This window comes from Pseudomonas sp. JAI115 (genome assembly GCF_014200835.1).
Classification (GTDB): Bacteria; Pseudomonadota; Gammaproteobacteria; order Pseudomonadales; family Pseudomonadaceae; genus Aquipseudomonas; species Aquipseudomonas putida_A.
Window position 1 is genome coordinate 342626 of the sequence record NZ_JACHCY010000001.1, and the last position, 18381, is coordinate 361006.

Sequence of the window (18381 nt, forward strand, 5' to 3'; positions counted from 1 at the left end):
TCAAGTCCTCGGATCATAAGCATCTCGGCAGGCCTCACCGATGAACACCAATAGAGAAAGAATCAGCGCCAAGGCAAAAAACGCCGTCAGCCCCAACCAAGGCGCTTGCAGATTGCTCTTGCCCTGACCGATCAATTCGCCCAATGAAGCGCTGCCGGCGGGCATGCCGAAACCGAGAAAATCCAGCGCCGACAAGGTCGCGATCGCTCCTGTAAGAATGAACGGCAAATAGGTCAGGGTGGCGCTCATTGCGTTGGGCAGGATGTGCCGACTGATCACCTGCGCGTCGCTGACACCCAGCGCCCGCGCGGCTTTCACGTATTCCAGACCGCGGCTGCGCAGGAACTCGGCGCGCACCACATCGACCAGACTCAGCCAGGAAAACAGCGCCATGATCCCCAGCAACCACCAGAAATTCGGCTCGACGAACCCGGACAGAATAATCAGCAGATACAACACCGGCAGCCCCGACCACACTTCCAGCAATCGCTGCCCGAGCAGATCGACCCAACCGCCGTAATAGCCTTGCAAGGCCCCGGCCGCAATGCCGATCAGCGCACTGGCGGCGGTCAGTGCCAAGGCAAACAGCAGCGACACCCGCGTACCGAAGATCACCCGCGCAAGCACATCCCGCGCCTGATCGTCGGTGCCCAGCCAGTTCTCGGCGCTCGGTGGACTCGGTGCCGGTTCAGTCAGGTCGTAATTCACCGTATCGAAACCGAACGGGATCGGCGCAAACCACATCCGCCCGCCCTGCCCCTCGATCAGTTGCCGCACCTGCGCGCTGCGATAGTCCGGCTGGAACGGCAGTTCGCCGGCGAAATCCTGCTCGGTGTAGCGCTTGAACGCCGGGAAATACCATTGGCCCTGATACTCGACCAGCAGCGGCTTGTCATTGGCGATCAATTCGCCGCCCAGGCTCAGGCCAAACAGCAGCAGAAACAGCCACAGTGACCACCAGCCACGTCGATGGGCCTTGAACCGCGCCCAACGGCGCTGTCCTATGGGAGATAAGGTCAGCATCAGGCAGTCCTCGCGGTGAAGTCGATGCGCGGGTCGACCAGCGTGTAGCACAGGTCGCCGAGGAGTTTTATCAGCAGGCCGAACAGGGTGAAGATGAACAGCGAACCGAACACCACCGGGTAATCGCGGGACACCGCCGCCTCGTAACTGAGACGGCCGAGGCCATCGAGGGAGAAGATCACTTCGATCAGCAACGAGCCGCCGAAAAATACCGTCACCAGTGCCTGCGGTAATCCGGCGACCACCAGCAGCATCGCGTTGCGAAACACATGGCCGTACAGCACCTGACGTTCACTCAGGCCCTTGGCCCGCGCCGTCACCACATACAGCCGCGAGATCTCGTTGAGAAAGCTGTTTTTGGTGAGGATGGTCAGCGTGGCGAATCCACCGATGACCAGCGCGGTGACCGGCAACACCAGATGCCAGAAGTAGTCCGCGACCTTGGCCCACGGCGACAGCTCGGCGAAGTTGTCGGAGACCAGTCCGCGCACCGGAAACCAGTCCAACGCGGAGCCGCCGGCAAACACGATGATCAACAACAGCGCAAACAGAAACCCCGGCATCGCATAGCCGATGATGATCGCCACGCTGCTCCAGACATCGAACGCCGAACCGTTGTGCACGGCCTTGCGGATGCCCAGCGGAATCGACACCAGGTAAGTGATCAACGTGGCCCACAAGCCCAGTGACAAGGTCACTGGCAGCTTCTGCCAGATCAGTTCGGTGACGCTGGCGCCACGGAAAAAGCTCTGGCCGAAATCCAGTTGCGCGTAGCTTTTGAGCATCAGCCACAGGCGCTCACCGGCCGGTTTATCGAAGCCGTACTGACGCTCGATGTCGGCCACCAGTTTCGGGTCGAGCCCCCGGGTGGCGCGGGATTCGCCACCGATGGTTTCAACATGACCACCGCCCACCGCCGCGCCGACACCAATGCCCTGCAACCGGGCAATCGCCTGTTCCACCGGGCCACCCGGCGCGGCCTGCACGATGACGAAGTTGACCAGCAGAATGGCGAGCAACGTCGGCACGATCAGCAGCAGACGCCGCAGGCTATAACCCAACATGGGCGTACTCCTTTTGCTGTTGCTGCATCTGCGTGGCGGTCAGCGCGGTCGGGCTGATTTCCCACCAGGTATCGAGTCCGGCGTCATACAACGGCGCCGTCGCCGGACGACCAAAACGGTTCCACCACACCGTGGAGATCCCCGGCGGGTAATAATTGGGAATCCAGTAATACCCCCACTGCAACACCCGATCCAGGGCATGGGCATGGCGCAGCAGGCTTTCGCGGTTGTCGGCCTGCACCAGCCCTTCGAGCAAGGCATCGACCGCAGGATCACGCAGCACCATGTAGTTGTTCGAGCCGGGATCGTCGGCGCCGTCTGAGCCGAAGTAATTGAACATCTCGCGCCCCGGCGCCTGACTCACCGGGTAGCCGACCACGATCATGTCGTAGTCGCGATTGCGCACGCGGTTGGTGTATTGCGCGGTGTCGACCTGGCGAATATCGAAGCCGATGCCGATCTGCGCCAGGTTGCGCTTGAACGGCAGCAGCAGTCGTTCAAAGCCCTTCTGGCCATTGAGAAAAGTGAACTGCAGCGCCTCGCCTTTGGCATTCACCAACTGATCGCCACGGAGTTTCCAGCCGGCGGCTTCCAGCAGCTTCAAGGCCTGCAACTGCTCGGCGCGGATGTTGCCGCTGCCGTCGGTTTTCGGCGCTTCGAAGACCTCGGTGAACACCTCGTCGGGGATCTTGCCGCGCCATGGTTCGAGAATTTTCAGTTCCTCGGCGTCCGGCAACTCGGTGGCGGCCAATGCGCTGTGCGAAAAATAACTGCGCTGTCGCAGGTACATGCTGCGCATCATTTGCCGATTGCTCCATTCGAAATCCCAGAGCATGGCGATCGCCTGCCGCACCCGACGATCCTGAAACATCGGTTTTTGCAGGTTGAACACGAAACCCTGCGAACCTTGCGCAGCACCCGGCGCCAGATGTTCGCGAAGCAATTTGCCTTGCTCCAGCGCCGCCCCGGCATAGCCGATGGTGTAACTGGTCGCGGAAAACTCGCGGTTGTAATCGAAGCCACCGGCCTTGAGCACTTGCCGGGAAACATCGGTGTCGGCGAAGAACTCCACGCTCAAGTGATCGAAGTTATAGAGGCCGCGAGTGATCGGCAGGTCCTTGGCCCACCAGTCGGCAACGCGCTGAAATTTCACGCTGCGCCCGGCATCCACCGCGCTGATCCGGTACGGGCCGCTGCCCGGCGGGATCTCGAAACCGGCGCCCTCGGCGAAGTTGCGCGTACGCCACCAATGTTCGGGCAGCACCGGCAGCGTCGCCAGATCCAGCGGCAAGGTACGGCTGTCGTTGTTCTTGAAGTTGAAGCGCACTTGCGTTGGCGACTCCACCACGACGTCGGCGACGTCACGAAACTGCTGGCGATATTTGAGGCTGCCCTGAGTGGTGAACAGTTCGAAGGTGTAACGCACGTCTTCGGCAGTGATTGGCGTGCCGTCGTCGAACCGGGCCTTGGGATTGAGGTAGAAGCGCAACCAGCGACGATCCGCATCCAGTTCCATCTGCTGCGCCACCAGGCCGTAGACGCTATAGGGTTCATCCTTGCTGCGATAGGCCAGCGGCGCGTAGAGCCAGCCGTCGATGTCGGCGACGCCGGTGCCTTTGTCGATGTACGGAATCAGGTGATCGAACGGACCGCTTTCCAGTGAGGAGCGGCGCAGTGTCCCGCCCTTGGGGGCGTTGGGGTTGGCGTAGGCCAGGTGTTGAAAGTCCGGGGCGTATTTGGGGGTTTCGCCGTAGACCGTTAACGCGGGTTGCGGGGCGGCCCAACTGAATGGGCTTGAGAGCGCAAAAGCGCTGAGCAGAATGAGCCTGGATAGCATTGGCAGATCCTTTTTTGCACGGTGCTGTTTATGGCCTCATCGCTGGCAAGCCAGCTCCCACATGTTTTGCGGTGTTCACAAATCCCTGTGGGAGCTGGCTTGCCAGCGATGAGGCCCGAACAATCACCAAACATCCTGCCTACCTGTGATGTGCAACAGGCCGGCGATTTTTATAGGGCAGGCTTAGATCAATAAGTGACTAAAACCCGCCGCCTCTGGGCATTCTCAGAACTTGTAATTGACCCGCGTGTACAACGTCCGCCCGAACGGGTCGCCGTATTTCGGGTCGTAGCCGCTCTGGAAGGTGTAGGTCTGGTTGCTGAACGGTGGCTCGCGGTCGAACAGGTTCTTCGCGCCGAGGGTCACGCTGAGGGTTTTGCGCCAGGTGTAGGTGCCGGCCAGATCCCAGACGTTGTACGAGCCGACGTAATCGTGGGTCTCGCGGTCGGAGTCGTGGTAACCGCTGGTGTAGCGGTTGGTCAGGGCGATACCGTAGGGGCCGTAATTCCAGCTGCCGGTCAGGCTGTGGCGCCAGCGGGCCACGGCGCCGGCCGAGGAAAAGTCGCCCCCACGGAAATCGCCGAGCTTGTCGATGTAGTCGCCCTTGAGCTGCTGTTGGTACTCGTAACGGCTGACATAGGTGCCTTGCAGGCCGATGCCGAAATTGCCGTACGGGGTGCTCGGCAAGCGGTAGTCGAAACTGACATCGATACCATTGGTCTTGATCTTGCCGAGGTTGGCCAGCCCGGTGACGATGTGATCAATGGAGCCGTCCGGCTTGCGCACCAGGCGCTCGGGGTACAGCTCCGGGTTCTCGAACACCGCCGATTCCGGGAATTCGGCGATCTGGTTGGCGATGTTGATCCACCAGAAATCCAGCCCGGTGCTCAGACGCTCGAATGGTTGATAGACGAAACCGAGGGTGACGTTGCGCGCGGTTTCCGGACTGAGGTCCGTATTGCCACCGGTGCGGCTGTAAAACTGCTGGGCGCAGTCGCGGTTGGCGATGCCGCCGTTACTCGGGTTGCCACCGGCACACAGTCGCGGGTCGTTGTAGTTGGCGACGGTGAACGTGGTGAAGTTCGGGTTGTACAGCTCATACAACGACGGTGCGCGAAAACCTTCACTGTAGGCGCCGCGCACCACCAGTTGCTTGAACGGCTGGAAGCGGAACGAGTACTTCGGGTTGGTGGTGCTGCCGAAGTCGCTGTACTTGTCGTGGCGCACGGCGGCGGACAATTCCAGGCTGTCGAGCACCGGCACGTTGACCTCGGCGTATTGCGCCGAGACGCTGCGATCCCCGGTGACGCTGGCATTCGGGTCGACACCTAGGCTCTGCACATCGGCGGCGAACTGGGCGAAGTCCTGATGGAAATCTTCCTTGCGGTATTCGCCACCCAGCGCCAGTGCCGAAGGGCCGGCGCCGAACCAGTCACCGATCTCGCGGCTGACACGCCCGTCAATCGCCTTCACGCGGCCGACCGCCGTGCCGTAATCGCCGTCTACGGAATTGGCGGCCAGCAGTGCCTGCCCGGCAGCAGTCTGCGCACCGAACGGGTTGATGATGCCATTGGCAATGCCGGCGCTGACGGCGCGGTCGTTGACGTAGCCGGCCTCGATGCTATTGACCACTTTGTTCTGGTTGTACGACGCACCGACGTTGTAGTCCCAACCCACCACGCTGCCGTCAAAGCTCAACAGCAAACGCTGGCCGGTGTTGTCGTCTTCGTGCTGGCGCGCGCCAACGGCGGTTTCGCGCCAGTTCACATCCACCGGTTGCGTCGGGTCGAGGGCGAAACCGTTGGGGCCGGGAGTAATGCCGTTACCGGGATAGAACGTCGTGCCGGGATTGACCTGATTGCCCATCAGCGTACCGGGGCCGATCTGCGTGCGGTTTTCGTTACGTGCCCAGAAGTATTCGAGGCTGACGTTGTGATCATCCGCGAGCTTGCCGGTGGCTTTGGCGAAAGCCGAGGTCTTCTCGGTTTCCGGCACCAGATCGAGGTAGTTCCACAGGCTCTGGCGGCAGATGCCATTGCGCGCCAGCAACCCCGGTGCATTGCAAGCGGAACTGGCCAGTGGATTGGTGGCGTTGCTGCCCTGACTCCAGTTGGCCGGCGATGCGGTGCCGGAGGTGTAATCGAGGCCGCGTCCCGGCTGATAGTTGTAGGTGTAACCACGGTCTTCGGCAGCCAGTCGTTGCTGCTTGTCATGACTGACCACGCCGAACACGTTGAAACGGTCATCCTGCAAATCGCCGAAGCCCCAACTGCCGCTGAAGTTACGACTTTCCCCACCGCCGGCATGGGTCGGCGTGTCGTAGTTGGTGCTCAGTTGGCCTTCGGTGAGGCTGGTCTTGGTGATGAAGTTGATCACCCCGCCGATCGCATCGGTGCCGTATAACGCCGAAGCGCCGTCACGCAGGACTTCGACGCGATCAATGGCGGCGAACGGAATGGTGTTCAGGTCAACCCCGGAGCCATTGATCGCATTGGTCGCGTTGTTACTCAGCCGCCGGCCATTGAGCAGTACCAGCGTCTTGTTCGGGCCGATGCCGCGCAAATCGGCATACGACGCCCCGCCGCTGCTCGAACCCACCGAACGACCGGAGCCGACCGAGGACTGGTTGGCGGAAATCCGGCTGACCAGCTCTTCAGTGGTGCTCACCCCCTGCTCGCGCAATTCTTCAACTCGCAGAATGGTGACGGGTACTGCAGTTTCCGCATCGACCCGGCGAATCGCCGTGCCGGTAACTTCGACCCGTTGCAACTGGGTTGTCGGCTCTTCGGCAGCGACCGCCGGCAAGGTATTGATCGCCAGCAGCAAGGCCAGGCTCAAACGGGATCTAACGGGTGAAAAATGGATCATGAACAGCCATCCCTGCGTTTTGGTTTATGCAGGGATGTGCAATGGACAGCAGGGTTTTATAGAGCCCGATTTAGACCGTTGGGTGATGAGGTTATGCAAAAAATGGCAGGTGTGGATCAAGCCAGCTCCATCTCCCTCAGCAATCTTGTATCCAGCCCAAACCGTTCTTGGGAAACCATCCTGAACTGTCCCTCCGCCAATTCGCAACTCACCAGCAGATTCCACGAGTGCCGGGTTGCCGCCGAAGGGATAAGTACAAACGGATGCTCTGCCAACAACGCATCGGCGAACAGTTGTTGATTGGGGGAAGGCTTGGCGGGGCTCAACCAATAAGGATTCGGCACATCCTCCGGCTGGACGATTTTCACTTTTGCTTCGCTGACGACCTCAAAACACGTGAGCACATAAGGTTCACTGTCCAGCGCATCAAAGCTGTGATTGGCTGCCACCTCCAGAATGGCCGACGACGGATCGACTGATGCATAAACGACTCGCCGCCCAGGTATGTTCCATCGGCCACCATTGAGATTCGAACCCATCCCGCTGTCCCACGTCCCGCCATAAACCTCGGGGTCCAGCCGCCAGGCATACCAGTGCTCGTCCCAGGGCAAGGGATTCATGTGTAAACCCCGTATATCAGTTGCCCCAGATACTGCTCCACCATCTGAAACCCCAGTGAATGCCGAATAAACTCCACCGGTACGCGACCGTTCAGGTAGGTGCTGGGCTTGCGCAGCCACTCCTCGGCCCGTGACTGCCTCCCGAAGGCGCGAGTGGCCTTTTCCAGCACCAAGGCATATTGGTAGGCGACGACACTCTGCTGCGGGTCAAGCCGTACCGTTTTACCTTCCTTCAGTAGTCGGCGTACGGTGCCGACCGACTTGCCGGTGATGCGTTTGACCATGTCGCCTTGCAGATAAAGCTCAGAGGTTGAAAGCATGTTGACGACATCGTTCAGCTCAAAACCTTCGTCGGTCAGGTCAACGATCAGAAAGGCATCGTCACCTATGTTCCGGCCATTCACGAGCAAGTCGACAGGTCTGCCCTCGGCCCTCTTCACCCCCGTCAGCCGGGGTACCTTGACGCTGGGCATCGTGACCTCCTCCATGGGGCATCTGGCACGATCGGTGCGCCAGTGAAGGCGATGGGAATAAGCAGGCGTTTCGTATTCGAGGTGGGGAGTTCGCATAATCCATCCGTTATCAGAGGCCTGAGCGTCCAAGCCGTTTACGACTTCAATGTCATGTCCGATGCTATAGATCGCGCTTCCGACGACCAACCTGAGAATGTCGTCGGAAATATCCCCGTTTCTGCGAAATCCAGACCTGTTTCCGTAGGACATTACCCACGAATACCGCGTGCTCAACTGCCGAAGTGATAACTCACATCCAGCCACCACTGCCGCCCGTACGAGTCATAGTTGCCGGTCGGGTAATACGGCCAGCCGGCGGAGTCATCGTGCTTGATCTGGTTGAGCACGTTGTTCACGGTCAGCCCGACGCTGGCGCGGTCATTGAGTTTGTATCGCGCACTGGCGTTGAACACCGTCCACGGCGACAGGCGCCCGTCACCCGCGCCGTTGGTCACGGAGCCGTAACGAATGCCCATCAGCGTCGCCGTGGCCTTCTGGTAATCCCAGGTCAGGCTGGCGTTGACCTTGCTGCGCCAGTCGTAGTTGGTGCGCGAGGTGCGCCAGTCCTGAGTCGGTGCTTCGTCCGACTCCTTGTAGTAATGCGATAGCACCAGGGTGTAGCCCAGCGCCGAACTGAACGCCCCGTACTGACCGGCGCCCCAGCGGATGTTGCTCTTGAAGTCCAGACCGCTGACCCGCTCGCTGGCGGCGTTAATCGCATTGACCCGCACTCGTTGCAACTGATTCGGATCGATGGCGGCATTCCCCGGATTGCGGTCGATGCGCGCCAGGGTCGACTGGCAGTTGGCCGAGTTGATGTCCTGGGTGCCGTTGCGGCATTCGTTCTCTTGCTGCAACAGGCGATTTTCGTCGACGGTGGTCAGCAGGTCGTCGATCTCGACCCGCCAGAAATCGGTGGAGAAATCGAAATTGCGCGACGGCGACCAGACAAACCCATAGGTCCAGGATTTGCCGCGCTCGGACTCAAGATCCGGGGTGCCGCTCTGGGTGTAGTCGACCCGCCCGCGATCACACGCACCCTGCACGCCCTGGCTGCAACCGTAGTAGTCGATCTGCGCCGGGTAGTAACCGTTGCTGTCGGACTGGTAGATGTAGTTCAGGTCCGGCGCGCGGAAACTGGTGCCGTAACTGCCGCGCAGCAAAAGACTGGTGATCGGGCGCCATTCGAGGCCGAGGTTATAGGTTTTCTGCTGCTCGCTGCGGCCGCTGAATTTGTATTGGTCCCAACGCCCGGCGGCGGTGGCCAGCACGGTGTCGGTGACCGGAATACTGAACTCGCCGCCCGCCGCGTAGCGCTTGCGCGAACCGCCGGAGCTTTGCGCCGGGCTCACGCCATAAAAGGTGCCGTTATTCAGAGCGTCATCCGGGTCGACGCGATATTCCTGCTTGCCCGCTTCCAGCACGCCGGCGAATCCGACCGGGCCGGCCGGCAGGTCAAACAAGTCGCCATTGATCGAGGCGTTGTAGCTGGTGGAAACCGACTTGCTGCGCTGGGTCAGGTTGCTGCGAAACTGCTCCCACTCTTGTGGCGTCAGCGGGCGATCGAGGCGCGAGGCGTCCGGGGCGAACACCGGATAACCGCCACTCACGCCCAATTGCGGGCCGAGGTAGAAATCCTGAATCGATGACAGCGGCGTGTAGCGCGTGGTTCGGACGCTGCGGTACTCCGAGCGGTTGGCCGCCAGATCATAGCTCCAGCCGGTGTCGGCGATCTTGTCCGAGAGGCCGAGGGTGCCGGTCCATGAAGTGTCGGTCCACTTGCTGTTGTTGCTGGTGCGACCACCGATTTCCTCTTCACCATAACGGCGATACCAGCGCTCGAGATTGCCGCTGTTCTGGTTGATGAAGTCCGGCGAAGTAAAAGTTGGGCCACGGGTGTTGTTCTGGATGTGATCGAGGCCATACATCAAGTCGGCAAACACCTGACCGCTGTCGCTGAAGTGCCAGGTGCCGCGGGTGTAGCCGTCGTAGTTTTCCTTTTGCGTCTGGATCGTCCAGTAATCGTTGTACATCTGATCGGTGCGGCAACGACCCGCGTTGTTCAGCAGCTTGTTATCGAAAGTGCCTTGATAGGCGCCGCAACCGGGGCCGAGGTAGCGGTTGTTGCTCAGGTCGCGACGGTAACCGACATCCGCCAGCGGGCCGCTCTGCATGAAGCCGCGATCGTCGGCCCAGATCGGATCGCGGTTGGTCAGCTCCAGGCCGAACAAGCCGTCGAAGTCACCCCAACTGCCACCGCCGCTGATTTGCAGGCGCTGATTGTCGCCACCGCCGCGCTCGCTGGTGCCGCCCTTGAGATTGACGTCGATGCCATTGATCTGCTTCTTGAGGATGATGTTGACCACCCCGGCAATTGCGTCCGAACCGTAGATCGCCGAGGCGCCGCTGCTGAGAATTTCGATACGTTCGATGACTGCCGAGGGAATGTTCGCCAGGTTGGTGAAGTTGACCTTGCCATCGTATGGCGTCGGGTAATCGGCGACGCGCCGGCCGTTGATCAGCACCAGCGTGTGATTGGGGCCGAGGCCACGCAGGTTGATTGCGCTGGCTGCTGGCTGCCAGGTGTTGCCGTAGTCCTCGCCCTGGGTCATGCCGGTGTTTTGCGTCTGCGTTGCCAAGGCGTCGTAGACGTTCTTGTAGCCGCGCGCTTCCATTTCTTCATGGGTGATGACGTTGACCGGGGTCGCGCCATCACTCTGCGCACGGGCGATTCGCGAGCCGGTGACGGTGACTTTTTCCATGCGGTAATCGGCGCTGGTGGCTGGGGCCACAGCGCTGACTTTGGCCGCCACCGGCGTACTCGCCGCGCCTTCACGCACGCTCAGGCCCTGGGCACTTTGCTCGACGTGCAAGCCGCTGCCGCGCAATGCCTTCTCGACGGCCTGACGCCCGCCCAACGCACCGCGTACCGCACTGCTGCGCTTGCCTTGCACCAGATTCTGGCTGAAGGAAATCGGTACGCCGGTCTGGCGTGAGATGTCCAGCAAGACCTCATCCAACGGGCCGCTGGCGATGTCGAAGGTGTAGACCTGGGCCGCAGAATCCTGCGCATACACCGCGATCGGCCCCAGCCCCATCGCCAGTGCGGCGGCGAGGGTCAGGCGCGGTAATTGTTGTTTGAATGAAATCATCAAGGGCTTCCCTGTTGAAGGCGTCTGCAGGGAATGAGCAGCGGGCCGGCGCTTTTTATAGGGCGGCGATTAGGCCAAGAAGTTATGACGCTATAACCGCGCGCCGATGCTGACCCAATAGGGGTTGTGCCAAGTGACGCGGATCGGCAGCGAGCGCTCCAGCAGTTGCAGGGTGCGGTCGCTATCGTCCAGCGGATAGAGGCCGCTCAGGCGCAGATCGGCCACCTCGGGACTCAGGTGCAGAATGCCCCGGCGATAGCGGCGCAGGTTGTCGATCACTTCGCTCAGCGGTTGGTCGCGCACTTCCAGTCGACCTTGCACCCAGGCGCTTTCCTGACCGGTGCTGCGCTCCAGAGCCAGAATGTCCTGAGCGTTGAACAGCAGGCTCTCCCCCGCCTCCACCACCTGCCGCGCACCGCCGGCGGTGATCACTTCGACCTGCGAGTGCAGCATCACCAGTCGGGTGAAATCATCGTTTTGTTGCACGAGGAATTTCGTCCCCAACGCACGCATCCGACCGTGCTCGGTCTCGACCACGAATGGCCGCGCGGGATCCTTGACGACATCCACCAACAACTCGCCCGTACGCAATGCCAACAAGCGCTGAATCGCATCGAATTGCGTCACTACGCGCGTCCGCGCATTCAGGCTCAGCGCACTGCCATCCTCCAGGGTGAAATCGCGCCGCTCGCCGGTGCCGGTCGCCAACTCCTCCGATTCCGGCAGCCAGCCATAGCGGCGCCCGAGCAACCCGGCCAGCACCGCGATGCCGAGTACACTCAAGCTGCCACTGACAAAGCGTCGCCGACTCGATGGCGCATTCAGGCTGTGCAGCAGACTGTTGCGTGGCAGCCCGCGCAAGGTCGGGTTGCGCAGCAGGTTCAGGCCACCGCCCATTTGTTCGATGATCCGCTGATGGCGCGGATCAGCCGCGCGCCACGCTTCGAACGCCGCACGCTCGCCAGCGCTGGCCTCGCCGGACTGCAACAGCGCCATCCACTGCGCCGCCTCATCGATCACCGCTTCGTCCGGCCTCATGCCTGCATCGCCTGATAGCAACGCTTGAAGGCCTCGACCATGTACTGCTGCACCCGGCTGGTGGAAACCCCCAGCCGTTCGCCGATTTCGCTGTAGGTCAAACCGTCGAGCTGATGGTAGAGAAACGCGGCTTTGGCCTTGGCCGACAAGCCATTGAGCAAGCGATCGACTGCCAGCAATGCCTCGATCACCAACGCGCGTTCTTCCGGTGATGGATGCACCGGTTCCGGCGCCAGCGCCAGGCTTTCCAGATAAGCGCGCTCCAGATCCTGGCGGCGCCAGCCTTCATAGACCAGCCGCCGGGCGATGGTGGTCAGCAGCGCCCGCGGCTCGCGAATGGCGCTCGGGTCCGGCAGGGCCAGCACCCGTAAAAAAGTTTCCGAGGCGATGTCCTGTGCGCTGTGCGGGCAACCCAGCGTGCGGCCAACGGCAGCGCACAGCCAGCGATAGTCCTTTTGGAACATGTGCCCAATCATCCGGTAATGCGGGTTCTGAACATCACCCATGCCTTGCTCCCTGAAACGGGTCCCACCCGCTGCGAAAAACCATCGTTCTGCCGGGATCGTCCGGCTCTTGATCAGGCGCGACTGTGCAATAGCGTTGCGGACATTTGAAGTAATTAAAAATCAGGATAAGCAAACCTTTGAGAATAAGGCGCTCCGTCGCCGCAGAAATATTGACTGACACAACGTTGACCCTGATCAGTTGCCAGCGCGCAGCCACTCTCTAATCTGCGCGCTTCATCGAACGCCAAGGACGGCTCACCGGGAGCCCGCGGCTATCCCTTCAAGGAAGAAAACCATGCGATCACTGAAGATTATTCTGCTGTCATCGGCCTTCAACGGCCTGACTCAACGCGCCTGGCTGGAACTGCGTCAGGCCGGGCACTCGCCCAGCGTCGTGGTGTTTACCGACGAGGCGTCGGTGTGCGAACAGATCGAACACAGCGGCGCCGATCTGGTGATCTGCCCGTTCCTCAAGGATCGCGTACCGCAGGCGCTGTGGAGCAATGCGCGGCGCCCGGTGGTGATCATCCACCCAGGCATCGTCGGCGATCGTGGCGCCAGCGCGCTGGACTGGGCGATCACCAATGAACTGACGCGCTGGGGCGTGACCGCCCTGCAAGCGGTAGAAGAAATGGACGCCGGCCCGGTCTGGGCCACCTGCGAATTCAATCTGCCGTCGGGCTTGCGCAAGTCCGAGCTGTACAACGGGCGGGTCAGCGATGCGGCGATTCGCTGCATTCGCGAAGTGGTCGACAAGTTCATCGACGGCGTGCAACCCGTCGCGCTGGACTACACCGATCCCAAAGTCCGTGGCCGCCTGCAACCGAACATGAAGCAGGCCGATCGCACCTTCAGCTGGCACGACTGCTCGCGGTTCATCAAACGCTGCATCGACGCCGCTGACGGCCAGCCCGGGGTCTTGGCAAGCCTGGCCGGCGGGCAGTATTACGTGTACGACGCGCACCTCGATCAGCGCACTGGCATTCCCGGCAAAATCCTCGCGGTGCATGACGACGCGGTGCTGGTGGCGACCGGCGATCACAGCCTGTGGATCGGCTCGCTGCGGCGCAAGCCGCTACCCGGCGAGGAGACCTTCAAGCAACCGGCGCGGCATGTGCTGGCCGGGCAACTGAAGGGTGTGCCGACCCTCGACTGGTCGATCGCCAGCGAGCCGTTCAACGACGAGGCGTATCAGCCGATCCGCTACCGCGAATCCGGGCATGTCGGGGAGCTGACGTTCGAGTTCTACAACGGTGCGATGAGCACCGAACAGTGCCAGCGCATGGTCGAGGCGCTACGCTGGGCCAAGTCTCGGGACACTCGGGTGCTGTTGATCAAGGGCGGACGCGGCAGCTTTTCCAACGGTGTGCACCTGAACGTGATCCAGGCGGCGCAGGACCCGGGCGCTGAAGCCTGGGCGAATATTCAGGCAATCGACGATGTCTGCGCCGAACTGCTCAGCGCGCGGCAACTGGTGGTCAGCGGCGTGACCGGCAATGCCGGGGCTGGCGGCGTGATGCTCGCACTGGCTGCTGACATCGTGTTTGCCCGCGCGGACATCGTGCTCAATCCGCATTACAAGAGCATGGGCCTGTATGGCTCGGAATACTGGACCTACAGCCTGCCGCGCGCCGTCGGCCCGGCGATGGCCGAGCAACTGACCCAGGCCTGCCTGCCGGTCAGTGCCACGCAGGCGCTGCAGCTGGGCATGGTCCAGGAAATCGGCCCGCGCTGCCCGGATGAGTTTTCCTTGTGGTTGCTGCAACGGGCCAACGCGGCACTGACCGACCCGACCTACGCTGCCGTGCGCGAGCGCAAGTTGCGGGTTGATCAGGTGCTGATCCAGCAATGTCGGGAAAGCGAACTGCAAGAGATGCAGGAAGACATGCTCTACAACCGCAATCAGTTTGCCGAGAAGTGCAGCCACTTCGTCTACAAGCGCAAGGCCTGCGGCACGCCGGCGCGATTGGTCGAGGAATGGGCGCGGGTGCGCAAGGTTGAGTTGGCGGGTTGAGCTTCACCGCCACTACGGCCTCATCGCTGGCAAGCCAGACTCCCACAGGTTACTGCGGCGCTCACAGAACTTGTGAACGACATAAAACCTGTGGGAGCTGGCTTGCCAGCGATGGCGGTGGGTCAGGCATTGCTGTTTTAACAGGTAGACCGCCATCGCGAGCAGGCTCACTCCTACAGGGTTCTGTGTCGTTCGCGAAATCGATGGCCGCCGCCCAATCCTGTGGGAGCTGGCTTGCCAGCGATGGCGGTGGGTCAGGCAATGCTGGTTTGGCAGCCAGACACCATTCGCGAGCAGGCTCGCTCCCACAGGATTTCGGGTCGTTCGCGAAATCGATGGGCCAGCGCAGGACCCTGTAGGAGTGAGCCTGCTCGCGATGAACGATGACGCGGTGGCGAGCCGGCACTTACAATGCCCGCACCTCAGACACCGGCCCGCCCATGGACATCGACCTCGCCCGCACCTTTCTGGAAATCGTCCGTCACGGCAGCCTCGCGGCGGCGGCGCAGAAGCTGTTCGTCACGCAGACGGCGATCACCGCCCGGGTGCAGAAACTCGAAAGTCAGCTGGGCAGTACGCTGTTCGTGCGCAACCGCGCCGGGGCGAAACTGACTGCCAACGGCGAGGCCTTCGTGGTCTACGCCAATCAACTGGTGCAGACCTGGGAAGCCGCACGGCGCGACCTGCCGCTGCTGGACGGCTACCACAACGTGCTGCACATAGGCGGCGAAGTCAGCCTGTGCAACCCGTTGATGCTCAGCTGGGCCGCCGAACTGCGCGAAAAGATCCCCGGCCACGCCCTGCGCATGGAAATCCGCGACGGCGAAAACCTGCTGCGCCAACTCGAACTCGGCGTGCTCGATGCCGCGCTGGTCTATCAGCCGGAATACTGGCCCGGCCTGCAAGTCGAGCAGGTGCTGGAAGAAAAACTGATTCTGGTGCGTGCGCCGAACCGCCCGGATCCCTACGTCTACATCGACTGGGGGCCGGATTTTCGTCGCCAGCACGACGCCGCCCTGCCGGACAAGGCCAAAGCCGCGCTGAGTTTCAACCTCGGCCCGTTGGCCCTGCAATACATCCTCGAACATGGCGGCAGTGGCTACTTCCGTACCCGTGTGGTGCGCAGCTATCTGGAAACCGGCGCCCTGGAAGCGGTCATCAAAGCCCCGGAATTCGGCTATCCAACCTATCTGGTGTATGCCCGCGAGCGCGACTCGGCGACGCTGCAACAGGCGTTCGATCTGCTGCGCCAGGTAATCGCCACCGATGACGACTGGTCGCAACGCTGGAACCCGCTGAGCTGAGTCGGCCGCTTTACACCGGAGCATGGCGCAACTGACCTCAAGGTGCGGCCTGCACAAACGGCCGGATCGGCTAATCTGCCGGGTATAACAACAATACCCACAGGTGAACGCAGTGAGGCAGACCACCGAGGCATTTCGCAGCCGCTATCGTGCGGCCATTCATCCGTTGTACAACCCGTGGCTGCACGGCGCCTTCGTGCTTCTGTTCGGCGTGCTGGCGATCGGCGCTTTCTGGAGCAGCGCGCATCAGGTGCAGCCGCTGGAATGGCTGAGCGTGCCGCTGACCCTGCTGCTGTTCAACTTTGGCGTGTACATGGTTCATCGCCATCTCGGTCACCACAAAAAGACCTTCGCCAAGCTGTTCTATGCGCGGCATGCCGGCGACCATCACAGCTTTTTCACCCCCGGCCACATGACGTATGACGGCGCCCGCGACTGGCGGGTGATTCTGTTTCCAGCCTGGCTGATCGTCGTGCATACACTGGTTTTTACCCTGCCGCTGTGGTGGCTGCTCGCGCAGTTCAACGCCAATGTTGCCGGACTGTTCGGCGGCTGCATGGTCCTGGGTTATCTGGCCTACGAGGTGTTTCACGCCTGCGAGCATCTACCGCCGAATAATCCGCTGACCCGCCTGCCGTGGATCCGCCAGATGCGGCATCTGCACGAACTGCATCACCGCCGCGAGTGCATGCAGGAGCGTAATTTCAATATCGTTTTTCCGCTGATGGATTACCTGTTCGGCACCCTGTACTGGGAACCGCCACCCGCCCCGTTGCGCTATTCGAGATCGCCCATGACCCGCATGCAGCACCAGATCGATATCGCCGGCGAACCGATCGCCGTGCTCCGCTACGCCGCCAGCGTCAACCACTGGCCCGAGTGGCACCCGTCGTCGCTGAAAATCGACGGCCCGCAAGGCCCGCTGCATGCCGGCGCGCGTTTCGAAGAAGACATTCATGCCGGCGGGCGCGCCGGCCATTTGCGCTGGGAGGTCACCGAGTATCTGCCCGGTCGCCGCTGGTGCGCCAAGGCGCGGGGCGATCATGGCTTGTCGCTGTTGCTGACCTACGAGTGCGCGGCGCAAGGCGACGGCACGCGGTTCGTGCGCACTCTGGATTACCGGTTCGATGGCCTTGGCATGCGCCTGGCCAATCTGCTGCTACTCAAGCGCCGCATCGAACGTGAATCGGCGACCTCGATGCAGGCCCTGCGCGACATGGCGCTCAGGCACCTGACGCTGACGGGGCACCTTTCATGAAGCGCCTGCTGTTATTGCTGGTGATCCTCGTCATCGCGTTTCTGCTGCTGATGCCGACCAAGGTGCAGCCGGTGGCGTGGAAACCGCCAGCGGCGCCGTCACTGAACGAAGGGGTGTACGCGGAAAACCAGCGGCTCAAGGCCGTCGAACAGGTTGGCCCGAGCGACATCGACGGCCCCGAAGCACTGCTGCTGGAGGGCGATTACCTGATCACTGGCTTGCATGACGGGCGCCTGATCCGCACCAGCCTCGATGGCAAAACGCGCAAAGTGCTGAGTGACACTGGCGGCCGGCCGCTGGGCTTGGCGCGGCATCCCAATGGTTTGCTGGTGATTGCCGACGGGGTCAAGGGTCTGCTGTCGCTCGACGCCCAGGGTCAGTTGATTCCTCTGACCACCGAGGCCAATGGCCTGCCTTTCGGTTTTACCGACGACGTGGCGATCGACAAGTCCGGGCACTACGCCTATTTCAGCGATGCCAGCAGCCGCTGGGGCTACGGCCATGACGGTGAGGCGATCATTGAACATAGCGGTGACGGGCGCCTGCTGCGCTATGACTTTCAGACCGGCAAGACCAGCGTGCTGCTGGACAAACTGCAGTTTGCCAACGGCGTGACTCTCGGCCCGGATGACGCTTATGTGCTGGTCAACGAAACCGGCGCCTATCGCATCAGTCGTTACTGGCTGACGGGGCCCAAGGCCGGCACCCATGATCTGTTCATCGACAACCTGCCCGGCCTGCCGGACAACCTCGCGTTCAATGGCAGCAACCGCTTCTGGGTCGCGCTGTACGCACCGCGCAGTGCCTTGCTCGACGGCACCGCCGGGCATCCGCGGGTGCGCAAGATGATCGTGCGCGCGCTGACGGTGCTGCCAAAACCGGTGGAGAAACGCGGGTTCGTCCTGGGGCTGAATCTTGAGGGCAAGGTAATCGCCAATCTGCAGGACGCCAGCAGCGGCAATTACTCTCCGATCACCACAGCGCGCGAGTATGGGGACTGGTTGTATCTGGGGTCGCTGAAGGCTAGGCACATGGCGCGGTTGCCGTTGGCGGATGCATTGAAATAAGTCTGGGCCAATGTGGGAGCGAGCCTGCTCGCGAAGGCGGTGTGTCAGGCAACGATGATGTTGAATGTGCAGGCCTCTTCGCGAGCAGGCTCGCTCCCATAGGGGAACCGCATTCCAA

13 protein-coding genes are annotated in these 18381 nt (G+C 61.7%); 4 read left to right on the forward strand and 9 right to left on the reverse strand.

Going from position 1 to position 18381, the window contains the following annotated elements; all coding sequences use genetic code 11:
* The 9 genes from HDC30_RS01485 to HDC30_RS01525 form a co-directional block, all read right to left on the reverse strand.
* Positions 1-1023 carry an ABC transporter permease gene (locus HDC30_RS01485; RefSeq protein ID WP_183780183.1) on the reverse strand — a complete coding sequence of 341 codons (1023 nt, stop codon included), beginning with the start codon at positions 1021-1023 and terminating at the stop codon, positions 1-3.
* Positions 1023-2087 carry a microcin C ABC transporter permease YejB gene (locus HDC30_RS01490; RefSeq protein WP_027613698.1) on the reverse strand — a complete coding sequence of 355 codons (1065 nt, stop codon included), beginning with the start codon at positions 2085-2087 and terminating at the stop codon, positions 1023-1025. Before HDC30_RS01490 ends, HDC30_RS01485 begins: the two co-directional genes overlap by 1 nt.
* The gene (locus HDC30_RS01495) at positions 2074-3924 is read right to left on the reverse strand and encodes an extracellular solute-binding protein (RefSeq protein WP_183780186.1); all 1851 of its coding nucleotides are present in this window, start codon (positions 3922-3924) and stop codon (positions 2074-2076) included. Before HDC30_RS01495 ends, HDC30_RS01490 begins: the two co-directional genes overlap by 14 nt.
* 225 nt (positions 3925-4149) lie before the next feature.
* Positions 4150-6792 (reverse strand): TonB-dependent receptor, encoded by a 2643-nt coding sequence (locus tag HDC30_RS01500; RefSeq protein WP_183780189.1) that lies wholly within the window; start codon positions 6790-6792, stop codon positions 4150-4152.
* Between the two features lie 116 nt (positions 6793-6908).
* Positions 6909-7412 carry an RES family NAD+ phosphorylase gene (locus HDC30_RS01505; RefSeq protein ID WP_027613695.1) on the reverse strand — a complete coding sequence of 168 codons (504 nt, stop codon included), beginning with the start codon at positions 7410-7412 and terminating at the stop codon, positions 6909-6911.
* The gene (locus HDC30_RS01510) at positions 7409-7885 is read right to left on the reverse strand and encodes an MbcA/ParS/Xre antitoxin family protein (protein WP_183780192.1); all 477 of its coding nucleotides are present in this window, start codon (positions 7883-7885) and stop codon (positions 7409-7411) included. Before HDC30_RS01510 ends, HDC30_RS01505 begins: the two co-directional genes overlap by 4 nt.
* Positions 7886-8154: 269 nt before the next feature.
* Positions 8155-11076 carry a TonB-dependent receptor gene (locus tag HDC30_RS01515; protein ID WP_183780195.1) on the reverse strand — a complete coding sequence of 974 codons (2922 nt, stop codon included), beginning with the start codon at positions 11074-11076 and terminating at the stop codon, positions 8155-8157.
* A gap of 90 nt (positions 11077-11166) precedes the next feature.
* Positions 11167-12114, reverse strand: coding sequence for a FecR domain-containing protein (locus tag HDC30_RS01520; protein ID WP_183780198.1), 948 nt, complete (start codon positions 12112-12114; stop codon positions 11167-11169).
* Positions 12111-12620, reverse strand: a complete 510-nt coding sequence (locus HDC30_RS01525; RefSeq protein WP_027613691.1) for a sigma-70 family RNA polymerase sigma factor — start codon at positions 12618-12620, stop codon at positions 12111-12113. Before HDC30_RS01525 ends, HDC30_RS01520 begins: the two co-directional genes overlap by 4 nt.
* A gap of 295 nt (positions 12621-12915) precedes the next feature.
* Here HDC30_RS01525 and HDC30_RS01530 point away from each other — a divergent pair, with 295 nt between their 5' ends.
* From HDC30_RS01530 to HDC30_RS01545, 4 genes are all read left to right on the forward strand, one after another.
* Entirely contained in the window at positions 12916-14634 is a 1719-nt protein-coding gene (locus tag HDC30_RS01530; RefSeq protein WP_183780201.1) for a hydrogenase maturation protein, read from the forward strand.
* 440 nt (positions 14635-15074) lie between these two features.
* Positions 15075-15938 carry a LysR family transcriptional regulator gene (locus tag HDC30_RS01535; protein WP_183780204.1) on the forward strand — a complete coding sequence of 288 codons (864 nt, stop codon included), beginning with the start codon at positions 15075-15077 and terminating at the stop codon, positions 15936-15938.
* Between the two features lie 112 nt (positions 15939-16050).
* A complete protein-coding gene (locus HDC30_RS01540) occupies positions 16051-17196 on the forward strand; it encodes an SRPBCC family protein (protein ID WP_097087258.1) in 1146 nt (381 codons plus the stop codon).
* The gene (locus tag HDC30_RS01545) at positions 17193-18263 is read left to right on the forward strand and encodes an SMP-30/gluconolactonase/LRE family protein (RefSeq protein WP_183780207.1); all 1071 of its coding nucleotides are present in this window, start codon (positions 17193-17195) and stop codon (positions 18261-18263) included. The genes HDC30_RS01540 and HDC30_RS01545 overlap by 4 nt, the downstream gene beginning before the upstream one ends.
* Positions 18264-18381: the final 118 nt, after the last annotated feature.